At 64.2% G+C, this 11,616-nt stretch carries 11 protein-coding genes; 4 read left to right on the plus strand and 7 right to left on the minus strand.

From position 1 onward, the window contains the following. Nucleotides 1–38 precede the first annotated feature (38 nt). The 4 genes from Q7514_RS12360 to Q7514_RS12375 form a co-directional block, all read right to left on the minus strand. Nucleotides 39–797: an IclR family transcriptional regulator gene (locus Q7514_RS12360; protein WP_330133529.1), complete on the minus strand. Its 759-nt coding sequence runs from the start codon at nt 795–797 to the stop codon at nt 39–41. 194 nt (nt 798–991) lie between these two features. After that, nucleotides 992–1,897, minus strand: coding sequence for a biphenyl-2,3-diol 1,2-dioxygenase (gene bphC, locus Q7514_RS12365; RefSeq protein ID WP_330133530.1), 906 nt, complete (start codon nt 1,895–1,897; stop codon nt 992–994). 50 nt (nt 1,898–1,947) lie between these two features. After that, entirely contained in the window at nt 1,948–3,129 is a 1,182-nt protein-coding gene (locus tag Q7514_RS12370) for an acyl-CoA dehydrogenase family protein (protein ID WP_330133531.1), read from the minus strand. Nucleotides 3,130–3,167: 38 nt separating this feature from the next. Further along, complete coding sequence (locus Q7514_RS12375; protein WP_330133532.1) at nt 3,168–4,346, minus strand: Rieske 2Fe-2S domain-containing protein; 1,179 nt, start codon at nt 4,344–4,346, stop codon at nt 3,168–3,170. A gap of 143 nt (nt 4,347–4,489) precedes the next feature. On the opposite strand from Q7514_RS12375, the gene Q7514_RS12380 reads away from it, so the two are divergent. Beyond that, complete coding sequence (locus Q7514_RS12380) at nt 4,490–5,311, plus strand: class I SAM-dependent methyltransferase (protein ID WP_330133533.1); 822 nt, start codon at nt 4,490–4,492, stop codon at nt 5,309–5,311. A gap of 9 nt (nt 5,312–5,320) precedes the next feature. On the opposite strand, the gene Q7514_RS12385 is transcribed toward Q7514_RS12380, so the two are convergent. After that, nucleotides 5,321–6,214: a TIGR03619 family F420-dependent LLM class oxidoreductase gene (locus tag Q7514_RS12385; protein WP_330133534.1), complete on the minus strand. Its 894-nt coding sequence runs from the start codon at nt 6,212–6,214 to the stop codon at nt 5,321–5,323. 292 nt (nt 6,215–6,506) lie between these two features. On the opposite strand from Q7514_RS12385, the gene Q7514_RS12390 reads away from it, so the two are divergent. Together Q7514_RS12390 and Q7514_RS12395 are read left to right on the plus strand one after the other, a co-directional pair. After that, nucleotides 6,507–7,739, plus strand: a complete 1,233-nt coding sequence (locus Q7514_RS12390; RefSeq protein WP_330133535.1) for an acyl-CoA dehydrogenase family protein — start codon at nt 6,507–6,509, stop codon at nt 7,737–7,739. Next, nucleotides 7,739–8,893 (plus strand): acyl-CoA dehydrogenase family protein, encoded by a 1,155-nt coding sequence (locus tag Q7514_RS12395; protein ID WP_330133536.1) that lies wholly within the window; start codon nt 7,739–7,741, stop codon nt 8,891–8,893. Before Q7514_RS12390 ends, Q7514_RS12395 begins: the two co-directional genes overlap by 1 nt. Nucleotides 8,894–8,927: 34 nt before the next feature. Here Q7514_RS12395 and Q7514_RS12400 read toward each other — a convergent pair whose 3' ends face one another. Next, nucleotides 8,928–9,344, minus strand: a complete 417-nt coding sequence (locus Q7514_RS12400) for a very short patch repair endonuclease (protein WP_330133537.1) — start codon at nt 9,342–9,344, stop codon at nt 8,928–8,930. 22 nt (nt 9,345–9,366) lie between these two features. Next, on the minus strand, nt 9,367–10,512 hold the full coding sequence (locus tag Q7514_RS12405) for a DNA cytosine methyltransferase (RefSeq protein WP_330133573.1): 1,146 nt from the start codon (nt 10,510–10,512) through the stop codon (nt 9,367–9,369). 154 nt (nt 10,513–10,666) lie between these two features. Here Q7514_RS12405 and Q7514_RS12410 point away from each other — a divergent pair, with 154 nt between their 5' ends. Continuing rightward, on the plus strand, nt 10,667–11,233 hold the full coding sequence (locus Q7514_RS12410) for an AAA family ATPase (protein ID WP_330133538.1): 567 nt from the start codon (nt 10,667–10,669) through the stop codon (nt 11,231–11,233). Nucleotides 11,234–11,616: the final 383 nt, after the last annotated feature.

Below are 11,616 nucleotides of genomic sequence, written 5' to 3' on the forward strand. Positions count from 1 at the left end.
CGTGTGCCCAGGGCTGCTGCGCGGTGTTCGGGTGTCGTTCACGCGGGCTCCATGACCTGATGTGCGTGCCAGGCGCGGGTCCGGCCCAGGACGGGCGAGACGCCGACGAGTTGCTCCTGGTAGTCACGCCAGATTCGAGTGGCGGCAGCACGCACCGGGTTGGCGAGGCGATGATCGAATGGCATCGAGCGCACCGGCCCGCACACCGAGATCGCTGCGACGGGGGAGTCGTCCGGTCCGATCGGGGCTGCGACGCAGCCGAATCCGCGCAGTGATTCCTCTTTCTCGATGGCGAAGCCCGATTCTCGAACCCGCGCGAGGTCTGTGTCTGCGAGTTCGGTCGTGCCGGCGAGCATCACCTTTCCGGCCGCGGTGGCCCGGGCAGGTCTGCGACCGCCCACCCTGGTGGGCACCGCACCGGCGAGTCGCCCTCCGATCTTGTCGAGGTAGACGATGTCGGTGCCGTCGAGCACGGCGAGGTGTACGACGCAGCCGGTCATCCGATGCAGCTCGTGCAGCACGGGTACCGCCGCGCTGTGTACTCGGTCCTGCGCGAGTGCAATCGATCCCAGTTCGATCAGTCGCATGCCGAGTTCGTAGTCGCGTCCGTCGCGCCGCAGCCAGCGCATTCTCACAAGTTGGTCGAGCATGCGGTGCGCGGACGAGCGCGGTAGTCCGGTGCGGCGGACGACGCCCGACAGTGTCAGCCGTCCGGGGCCGTCGAACGCGTCGAGGACGGAGGACAGGCGGTCGAGGGTTGCAGTGGGCACGGTAGGACACGGGCTTTCGACAGTCACGGGGGCTCCCTTGCGATCACCAAGCGTGTTTTCGGGCTTGACGTGGCTATTTCTAATCGAAATAGTGCCACATTCGGCGCCCGGAGGGAAGGGTATTCGTGAACTGCATCACAAACGCGCAGGCCCCGCGGTTCCGAAGGGAACCGCGGGGCCCGAGAAACGTCCGCTGACTGGGTCCGGTCGTGGCCGATCCGCTACATCGCCGCGAGAGGTTCGCTGCCCGACCAGTCGTGCCCCCAGTAGCTGTCGGCAGTGATCTCCTCGGCGCTGTAGTGCGCTTCGTCCACCTTCATGCCCTCCGTACCGAACTCGATGTCCCAACCTCCGGGTGCACGTACGTAGAACGACACCATCTTGTCGTTGGTGTGCCGGCCGAGAGTCGACGATACGGAGAATCCGTCCTTCATGACGCGGTCGAGCGCCTGGCCGACGGCGTCGAGCGAATCCACCTCCACCATGATGTGGATCAGGCCCGGTGCACCCGCATGTGGAGCCGGGCACAGCGCGAGACTGTGGTGCCGTTCGTTGATCCCGAGAAAGCGGATCCGTAGTGGCCCGAACTCGGGGGGCGCGGGCACGCGGAACGCGCCGCGAGGCAGGAAACCGAGGACATCGGTGTAGAAATCGAACGAAGCCTGGGTATCGAGCGCGGGCAGTACGACGTGGCCGAGGCCGAGTGCGCCGGTCACGAACCGCGCGCCGAACGGTGTGACCACGGGCGAGTGGTCGAGCACCGCGCCGTGGAACACCTCGAGTGCCGTGCCGTTCGGGTCGTCGAACGTGATCACCTCCTCCACACGCCTGGCATCGGCTTCCTCGAGCGACAGCGACTTGACGGCGACACCGGCCAGTTCGAGTTTCTCGGTGACCTGCTGCAGCGCGGCGTGATCCCGCACCTCCCATCCCACGGCGGCCACTTCGTCGGTGTCGCCGGGCACCACCACGATGCGTGCGGAGCGCTCGTCCATCCGCAGATACAGCGCGTCGGGGTCGGGACCGGACCCGCGCGCGAACCCGAGGACGTCGAACGCGAACGTCCGCCATCTGTCCATGTCGGTGGTCTGAATCCTGACGTAGCCCAGGGCCTTGAGATCCGTCATCGAGCAATCCTTCCGGTGATTCGAGTGTTGTGGTGCGGCATGCTCGGTGCTCAGATCATCGACCGCAGTGGTCCCTCGGGTTCGACGCCCAGCCGGCTGAGTGACGACGCGTGGAAGACCGTGCTCGGCACGTGGATCGCGTGGTGCAGCCCGGCGTGTGCGTCACGCCAGAAGCGTTGCAGAGGCTTGTCCATGCGCAGAGCGTTGCCACCGCAGCGCGGATAGATCCTGTCGATCGCATTCACGGCCCGCCATGCGGCCTGCACCTGGGTGCGACGCCCTTCCGCGCGCTGCGCGAACGTCGGTGTCTTCCCTGAATCGACCAGATCCCACATCCGGTCCACGTTCGCCAGCAACGTGTCGCGGGCCGACTGCAGGTCGGCGACGGCTTCACCGATCGCGAAGAGGGTGTAAGGGTCGTCCTTGATGGCGGTGCCCTGTGCGTTGATCCTGTCGCCCTGGTAGACCTCGGCGTGATGGACCATCCCCTCGGCGATGCCGATGGTCGCGGCCGTGATGCCGAGGGGGAACATCGTCGACCACGGCATGAGATAGAGCGTCTCGGTGCGCCCGTATCGGCGCACCGCGGTTCCGTCGATCACCTCGTCGCAGTCCATCACCCGGTAGTCGGGGACGAATGCGTCCTCGACCACGACGTCCTTCGAACCGGTACCGCGTAGTCCCATGGTGTCCCACGAGTCCTCGATGATGCGGTAGTCGGTTCGCGGGATGATCACGTGGAGCATGCGCACGGGCTGTTCGGGCACCCCGTCGGGGGTGCAGGCCAGGGCGCCCAGGAACGCCCAGTCGCAGTGATCGGTGCCGGACGAGAACTGCCAGCGTCCGGAGAACTTGTAGCCGCCGTCGACCGGCACGCACATTCCGCCCGGCATGTACGGGGATGCCATCCATGTGTTGTCGTCCTCACCCCACACTTCTTCCTGCGCGCGAGGGTCGGCGAATGCCAGCTGCCAGGGGTGGACGCCGACGATGCCGTGGATCCAACCGGCCGACGGGTTCAGTGATGCGGTACGCATGACCGTCTCGGCGAACTCGCGAGGATGGACCTCCTGGCCGCCGTACTGTTTCGGCTGGAGCATCTTGATCGAGCCGGCTTCCTTCATACGCTTGGCGGTCTCGTCTGCGAGTTTGCCGATTCGCTCGGCTTCCTCACCTTCGACGAACAACTCATCCGCCATCGCATCGACACGGTTCAGCACTTGGTAACTCATGGGGGTGTTCCTGTTCTTGCGAAGGATGTCGGTTGTGGTCATGGGGCGGTGGAGTTGATGACACGGCCGGCAGCGATGTTCTCGTCGACTTCCTTGCGCCAGTTGGAGACCGCGCGGGTGGTGTCGATTTCGAACTCGAAGCGGGTCGTCATGTCATCTGTGACCTCGGCAGAGTCGACGTAGAACTGCTTGTACCAGCGGCGGAGCTGATAGACGGGGCCGTCTTCCTCGGACAGCAGAGGGTTGTCTATCGGTGCCTTGTTCTTCCAGATCTCGACGTCCTGCTCGAAACCGAGTTCCACGCCTTCTGCGAACTGTGCGGCCATGCCCGCCGACTCCTCGTCGGACAGTCCGGGCAGCTTCTTCACGATCGCGCCGTATTGCAGCACGAATTCGTTGTTGCTCACCGGGTAGTGGCAGTTGATCAGTACCGTGTTGATGGTCATGCCGTTGGCCTGGCTCTCGAGCCAGTCGATCATGTATGACGGGCCGAAATAGGTGGCTTCGGATTGCAACTCGGCGTTGGGGTCGTCGTAGTTGGTGCCGACGATGACGTCCTCACGCCCCGTCGAGCGCATGTACTGGGTGGCGGTGTGCCCCTCGAACACGTTCTTGAAGTAGCGGGGGAACGAGTAGTGCACGTAGAAGAAGTGCGCCATGTCGACGACGTTGTCGACGATTTCGCGGCAGTGGGAACCCTTGATGCGCAGGGTCTTCCACGACCAGTCGGTCCATTCGTCGGTGCCGTAGCCCTCGATGTGCGGGATCGTGACATCCTCGGGCGGAGGGTTTCCTTCGGGGTCGTTCCATACGAACAGCTGGCCGTTGCGTTCGAGCGTGGTCCACGCCCGGGTCCGGGCGAGCGGGGGGACCCTGCGGGCGTAGGGGATGTCGCTGCACTTACCCTTGCCGTTCCAGCGCCAGTCGTGGAACGGGCACGCGATCGAGTCGCCCTTGATAGTTCCCTGTGCCAGGTTGCCGCCCATGTGACGGCAGTACGCGTCGAGCACGTTGAGCTTTCCTCGGCTGTCGGCGAACACGACGAGGCTGGTGCCGAACACGTCGATCTGGTGGGGCTCGCCGTCGGTGAAATCTCGGATCAGGCCGATGCAGTGCCATCCGCGTGCGAATCGTTCCGGGGGTGCCGCTGCTTCGATGACGCGGATCTCGTCCTCGTGCGAGGCGGTGGTGTCGGGTTGGCTGGACAATGCGGTCATTGCAGGCCTCCGGTGTGGGCAGTGTGTGATGCACTGCATGGTCGAGATACGGAAGGCCGGAGGGAAGCGGTGTCTCCCGCTGGGCGGACGCATCATTCATCGAAGCCATTTCGATTAAGGGTCGCCTAACCTATATTGAAGCGATGGGTGAATCCATCTCGCTCGGCGAAATTCAGGAAACTCTGCTGATCCCGCTCTACGGGCGGGCGCTCGACGCGCGTAAGCGTCACAGCGTGCTCGACGATCGCAAGGCCGCCGAACTCGTCGACACACTCGACTACGACTTCGCCAAGTTCCGCGGCCCGTCACTGTTCGGATCGGTACTGAGGGCGTCGATCTTCGACGGGTACGTGCGCAGCTTTCTCGCCGAGCACCCCGACGGCACTGTCGTCGATCTCGGGTGCGGATTGTCGACGAGATTCGAACGGCTCGACAACGGTCGCGTGCGTTGGTTCGATCTCGATGTTCCCGACACCATGGAGCTGCGCAGGCGCTTCTTCTCCGACAGCGATCGCTACACGATGATTGCCGGTTCGCTTTTCGACACCGATTGGTTCGAGCAGGTCAAGGAGCGTGGCGGGCCGGTCTTCCTGCTGAGCGAGGCAGTGCTCCTGTACTTTCCGGCGGATCAGGTTCACTCGACGCTCGAACGTATCGTGGCGGAATTTCCTGGAATCGGTCTCGCGTTCGACACCGGTGGCCGAGCGATGATGAACAGCCAGGACCGCAACCCGGTCTTCAAGGCGGTGCCCGCCCGAATGGTGTGGACGTGCGACGATCCGCGCACGCTCGAGCCGCTCGGGTTGACATTGCTCGAATCCCGTACCTTCGCGTCGCCCCAGCCGGAGGTGGGGCGCATGTGGCCGCTGCGGTACCGGTTGGGGCTCAAAGTCCTGCGCTGTCTCGTTCCCCCGCCGGTGACCACGTACAAGCTCAACCGGTTCGAGACGGCGGCAGAGACGTAACCTCCCGCGTCAGGTGAGTCGGTCGATGATCCTCTCGTGGAAATCCCCGATCGACGCACGATAGTGTTCCGCGGTGCCGCGCAGATGGTCTTGATCGCCGGAGTGTGTTCGCTCCCAATTGGCCCACGGCGACACCATGACGCCGGTGATGCCGATCTTCTGGGCCTGCTTGTACAGCTCGAGCGACGGGGTGTCTCGCAATCCCATGATGAAATCGAACGGTTCGTGCTCGCGCCCGTACTCACGACGGAGATCGTTGATGCGCGTGATCCACTGTTCGGCGTCGTCGAGTGTGTAGGCGGTGCCGACCCAGCCGTCGCAGTAGCGCGCTGCACGCCGTAGGGCCGCCTTCGATTCGCCGCCGCACAGGATCGGAACCGGCTCAGGTGGATGCGGCTCGATCATCATCTCGGGAATGTCGTAGTACTCGCCCTTCCACGACACCCAGCCGCCTTTCCAGAGTTCACGCAGGGCTTGAATCATCTCGTTGAGTCGAGGGCCGCGATTGTCGAAGTCCTGGCCGAGGAGTTCGAATTCTTCGCGCATCCATCCTGCCGACAGCCCGATCGAGACACGGCCACCGGCGATCGTCGCAGCGGTGCCGACCTGCTTCGCGACCTCGATGATGGGGCGCGACGGTGCGATGTAGACGTTGTTTCCGAAGTGCAGGTTCTCGGTGACTGCAGCCATGGCGCCCACCAGTACCCACGCATCCGGCCATTCGGTGTCGGCGGGCCAGAACATCTTGCCACTCTCGTGGCCCGGATAGATCGTCTTCATCTCCTTGGGGAAGACGAGGTGGTCGGATATCAGCATGCCGTGGAACCCTGCCTCATCGAGCATCCGCGCGACCGGCGGCATCTCTACGGTCTTCATGAACGCTGTGCCGCTCCAGAATTTCATGTACTCGACTCCCGTATCGGTCGCACTCGCCTGGTAAGACGTGAAATCTCCGTGACGAGAGTAACTATATGCGTTTTCGAGAATGATGTTCCGGAGACTTCGTCGCGCTCGGGCGTTCGAGCCGATTACGTGAACGACGGGTCGCACATAGCCGGACGGGTATCTCTTCTTCGTTGATCGCGGATGTCTTGTTGACGCTCGGGTATGTGCGCCAGTAACCTCCGTTCAATCCGAAAAAGTTAACGTAGATTCGCACAATCGGTTGCGGTGAGCGACCCTGCTGGGAGACAACATGGAACTTGCGTGGTCAGCGGCCGAAGCCGCATTCAGAGACGAGGTCCGCTCGTTTCTCGACGAGAAGCTGACACCCGAATTGCGTCGTGCCGGCACGCTTGCGACGAGCGTGTACTCCGATCACGAGGCGAGCATGGAGTGGCAACGCATCCTGCACGAACGTGGCTGGGCCGCCCCCGCGTGGCCGGTCGAGCACGGCGGCTGCGAGTGGACACAGACCCAGCACTACATCTTCGGCCGAGAGTCGGTCCTCGCCGGCGCTCCGACGCTGTCGCCGATGGGAATCAGGATGGTCTCGCACGCGATCATCGCCTACGGCACACAGGAGCAGAAGGACTTCTTCCTCCCCGGGATCCTCTCCGGTGAAGTCTTCTTCTGCCAGGGCTACTCCGAACCGGAGTCCGGGTCCGATCTGGCATCGCTCACGATGGCAGCGGTCGACGACGGCGACGACCTCGTCGTGACCGGCAGCAAGATCTGGACGACACACGCCACCGAGGCGAACTGGATGTTCGCGCTCGTGCGCACAACCAGGTCCGAGAAGAAGCAACACGGAATCACGTTCGTGCTGATCGACATGTCGACGCCGGGCATCGAGATCCGTCCGCTGGTGATGACCTCCGGCGAAGAGGTACAGAACCAGGTCTTCTTCGACGAGGTGCGGGTACCCAAGAGCAACGTCCTCGGCAAGATCGACGAGGGGTGGTCCGTCGCCAAGTACCTGCTCGTCTTCGAACGCGGTGGTGCAGCAGCAGCACCGGCTCTGCAGGTCATGGCCGAGAGGATCGCGGCCGCCGCAGCGGAGCAACCGGGCCCGGCCGGCGGAAAGCTCATCGACGATCCCGCGTTCTCCGCCGCGCTCGCCGAGGCGCGCATCCGAACCGAGGTGCTCGAGATCCTCGAATACCGCACGCTGGCAGCATTGTCGGCGGGTAAGGACACGGGGCCGGCGTCGTCGATGCTCAAAGTACTCGGCACCGAACTCAGCCAGACGATTACACGACTCGCGCTCGAGGCAGCCGGCCCGCGCGGCCGTGTCTATCAGCCGCATGCGACCGAGCCCGGCGGCCCGGTCGCGGATTTCGTGCCGCCGCACGACGACTACGTCAGCGGCGACGACTGGCAGGCGGTCGCACCGTTGCGCTACTTCAACGACCGCGCCGGTTCGATCTACGCCGGTAGCAACGAAATTCAGCGAAACATTCTCGCCAAAGCAGCATTGGGGCTCTGATGGACTTCGGTTTGAGCAAGGAGCAGCAGCTCCTACGTGATTCGGTCGCCAAATTCCTCGCGAGCCGGTACGACCTGGCCCGCAGCCGGAAGGCCGCGACCACGGGTGCGGGCTGGCAGCCCGACATGTGGCGCGCATTCGCCGACGAACTCGGCATCCTCGGCGCGACACTTCCTGAAGACGTCGGCGGCATGGGCGGTGGACCGGTCGAACTCATGGTGGTGGCCGAAGAACTCGGCCGTGCGCTCGTCATCGAACCGTACGTCGACACGGTGGTTCTCGGGGGCGGACTTCTCGGCCGCGCAGGGGGCGTTCGTGCCAAGCCCGTCCTCGAGGCCATCGCGGAAGGGAACGCTGTCACCGCGTTCGCCGCAACCGAGCCGACGTCCGGTTACGTACTGCACGACGTCACCACGACCGCGCGACGCGACGGCGAGGAATGGGTGCTCGACGGCGCCAAGATCGTCGCGGGGAGCGCACCGCTGGCCACTCACCTGGTCGTCACCGCCCGCACCGAGGGCAAGCGACTCGACACCGACGGCATCTCGCTGTTCCTGGTCGAGTTCGACGCAGCGAACCCGCCCGACGGAGTCGAGATGCACTCGTACCGGACGATCGACGACCGTCGTGCCGCCGACCTAGAGTTCACCGGACTGAGGCTGCCGGCCGATTCGCTGCTGGGCGAACAGGGCCAGGCCTGGAGTTCGATCTCCCGGACGGTCGACGAGGCGATCACCGCCGTCGCTTCCGAATCCGTCGGGCTCATGCGCAAGGTGCTTGCCGACACCGTCGAGTACTGCAAGCAACGTCAGCAGTTCGGCCAGGCCATCGGTAGCTTCCAGGTCCTCCAGCACCGCATGGTCGACATGTACATGGAGCTCGAACAGTCCGTTTCGGCGGTGTATCTCGCGGTGCTGCACCTCGACTCCGATGATGCAGACCGGGCGCGTGCCGTCTCGGCCGCAAAGGCGACGACCAGCCGCGCAGCGCGGTTCATCGGCCAGAACGCAGTCCAGCTGCACGGTGGGATGGGAATGACCGAGGAACTCGCAGTAGGTCACTACTTCAAACGCCTGACAGCGATCGAGTACGAGTTCGGCAGCGCCGAACAGCACATCGCTCGATATGCGGAGCTGACCAAGGCGTCGACGTAGGCGGTAGGTGAGGGCGGCCGGCCGTCACAGCGCGTCATTGTGCGAGGGAGCGTTGGACACGGTCGGCCGCCGTCGTCGCGTCCTCGTGCTCCCACACCCGCACGACGGTCCACCCCGCGTCGGCGAGTCGTGCGTCCGTGTCGCGGTCGCGGCGCACGTTCGCCGCCAGCTTCGCGTCCCACCACTCGGCGTTGTTCTTCGGTGCGGTCGCGTGCTCGGGGCATCGATGCCAGAAGCATCCGTCTACGTAGACGGCAACGCGTCGCCGGGGGAAGACCAGGTCGGCGCGTCGTCGCATGCCTGCGATCGGAGCGCGGTCGACGAAGAACCGTAGACCGCGTCGGTGTAGTTCCCGGCGTAGCGCCAGCTCGGGTACCGTGTCGCGCCGACGTTGCCGACTCATCCGCGAGCGTGTGCGCGGATCGGTGGGTGGCCGGTCGGACGACGCCATACAGACTCCTGCGCTCGGCTACCTATGCCGCGACGGTCGGGAACCCGCCCATGCGGTCGAGATGATTCTCCACGTCGTCGAGGAACCCGGGCGGAAAGCGCAATTTGCCGGAGCGTGCGCGGCGCAGGAACCCTGCGGTGGCCCTCGCCGACAGCAACCGGGATTCTTCGAGGAATCCGCCGAGGTCCTCGTACGGGGCATGGACAGGCCACAGTGATTCATGGACGCGGAAGGTCTTGTCCTGCACACCCCAGGCCGCGCTCGGCCAAGGATCGCCCGTTGCCATGGGTGTCTCGTGATCGGCGGAGTACTCGATCCGATGTCCGAGCCGGTGACCCACCCACGACGCCATTCGCACGCTCACCGCATTGCCGACGAGCCGCCACCGATGTCCGGGCCGGACGCCGACGGCCTGGACGGCAGGTGCTGTCCAGTCGGGGTCGAAGCCCTGGAGGCGTTCGGCATCGATCAGTCCGGGGGTGACGATCTCTCCCGACGGCAGCCGCACCGCCGGTGGACTCGCGATGCCCAACGTCGAGCCGCCCTTCAGTGTGGGGACTGCGTTGACCGCCCACCCCAGGCCACGAACGCCCTCGGTCCAGTAGAAACCGCACGGATAGAGGTCGGGCTCACCTTCGATGGGCATGCCGGCGTCTTCGCCGAACAACACGGTTCGCGGGTCGTCGGTGCGGGAGGCGACCATCAGGACGCGCTGTCGGCGCTGCGGTAGACCGAAGGCGCGAGCATCGACGACGCGGTAAGCCCACGCGTATCCGAGGTCGCCCAGCACGTCTGTGATGTGTCGCATCGCAGCGCCCCGCCCGAGTTGCAGCATGAAGGGCACATTCTCGATGACCAGCCAGCGGGGACCGTTCTTCCTCTTCACGAGCCGGAAGACCTCGTCGACGAGGCTCGACTTCGATCCGGTGATACCCGCCGTCCGCCCGGCCTGGGACAGGTCCTGGCAGGGGAAGCCGGCCGCGACCAATTCTGTGTTCTGGGGGAGAGAGCGGAGGCGCGTCACATCAGGGTGCAGAGGAATGTCCGGAAACCGCGAGCCGAGGACAGCCTGTGCTCCGGGGTCCACCTCGCACAGAAGCTGGGTGTTCCACCCGTGTTCCGCCAGCCCCAGCTCGAGGCCGCCGATTCCGGCGAACAACCCGACCATGTTCCCCGTCGACGTCACGGCACCCTTCCTCGCTCGGCTCAAACGAAGACGTTACTCGAGAGTTGTACTGATCCGTGAGTCGACGCATGAACACGGTGTCGTACAGCGATGAAGTCCCTCCCCGACGCTCAGATCCTTCGCTTACGGTGATTCCGTGGTTGCACAACACGTCGAACCCCCACTCGTGGTGATCCGTGGTGCTTCGGGGTCGGGTAAGAGCACGGTGACCAAGGCGCTACGGCACCGCTTCGGTAAGGCGGAGTGCGCGGTCGTCGCCCAAGACAACGTCCGTCGCACAATTCTGCGTGAGCGCGATGAGCCGGGAGGTTTCAACATCGACCTCATCGAGATGATCGCGATGGAATGCATGAAGAGGGGGCGGCTGACCATCATCGAGGGGATTCTCGACACCGACCGGTACGGCGAGATGCTCGAGCGACTCATGACGTCGACCGACCGCCCCTTCTTCTATGCCTTTGACCTGTCGTTCGCGCAGACCCTCGACCGGCATGCCACGCGTCCGGAGGTGGCAGAGTTCGGTCCTACAGACATGCGCACCTGGTATCGAAGGCACCAACCGCTGCCTTTCGTCGCGGAGACCGTGTTCGACGTGTCCTGGTCTGTAGAAGCGGTGGTGGGCCGTATCTACGACGACCTGCGGTCCTCCATCGGCCGATTCGGTGCCGATGACGGCCGCGCTTCCGGAAGAAAACTACCCTGACCTGGCGATTTGGTGTTCCGGTTGATCCTCGCGTAACTTATTTCAGGTCAGAGCGACACGGACACCGACCCGGACCGCAAGGTCAGGGACAACGAGGTTGGACGCAGGCGCCTGAATGTCACTGGTACGACACCTTCTGGTAAGGTTTCGCACCGCCCCTGGTTCCGGAAACCGCACGGATTTGCGTCCGTGGATGAAACGAACTAGGCTGGAACAGTTGCCTCGGAACGATCCGGATGTGTCCGGTGAGTGATGATGTGTGCGTGTTCTTTGAGAACTCAACAGTGTGCCGATGAATGTCAGTGCCAATATTGTTTTGGTGCGACCCCCATATTTTTGTGGGTGGTTGTTTTGCTGATCATCACATTCTTCCGTCTGTGGTG

The organism is Rhodococcus artemisiae (genome assembly GCF_036327795.1).
Lineage (GTDB): Bacteria > Actinomycetota > Actinomycetes > Mycobacteriales > Mycobacteriaceae > Rhodococcus > Rhodococcus artemisiae.

Coding starts and splice junctions, on each gene's coding strand:
- bphC (WP_330133530.1), bottom strand. CDS start 1,897: ATGACGGATCTCAAGGCCCTGGGCTACGTCAGGATTCAGACCACCGAC.
- Q7514_RS12370 (WP_330133531.1), bottom strand. CDS start 3,129: ATGAGTTACCAAGTGCTGAACCGTGTCGATGCGATGGCGGATGAGTTG.
- Q7514_RS12375 (WP_330133532.1), bottom strand. CDS start 4,346: ATGACCGCATTGTCCAGCCAACCCGACACCACCGCCTCGCACGAGGAC.
- Q7514_RS12380 (WP_330133533.1), top strand. CDS start 4,490: ATGGGTGAATCCATCTCGCTCGGCGAAATTCAGGAAACTCTGCTGATC.
- Q7514_RS12385 (WP_330133534.1), bottom strand. CDS start 6,214: ATGAAATTCTGGAGCGGCACAGCGTTCATGAAGACCGTAGAGATGCCG.
- Q7514_RS12390 (WP_330133535.1), top strand. CDS start 6,507: ATGGAACTTGCGTGGTCAGCGGCCGAAGCCGCATTCAGAGACGAGGTC.
- Q7514_RS12395 (WP_330133536.1), top strand. CDS start 7,739: ATGGACTTCGGTTTGAGCAAGGAGCAGCAGCTCCTACGTGATTCGGTC.
- Q7514_RS12400 (WP_330133537.1), bottom strand. CDS start 9,344: ATGGCGTCGTCCGACCGGCCACCCACCGATCCGCGCACACGCTCGCGG.
- Q7514_RS12405 (WP_330133573.1), bottom strand. CDS start 10,512: ATGGTCGGGTTGTTCGCCGGAATCGGCGGCCTCGAGCTGGGGCTGGCG.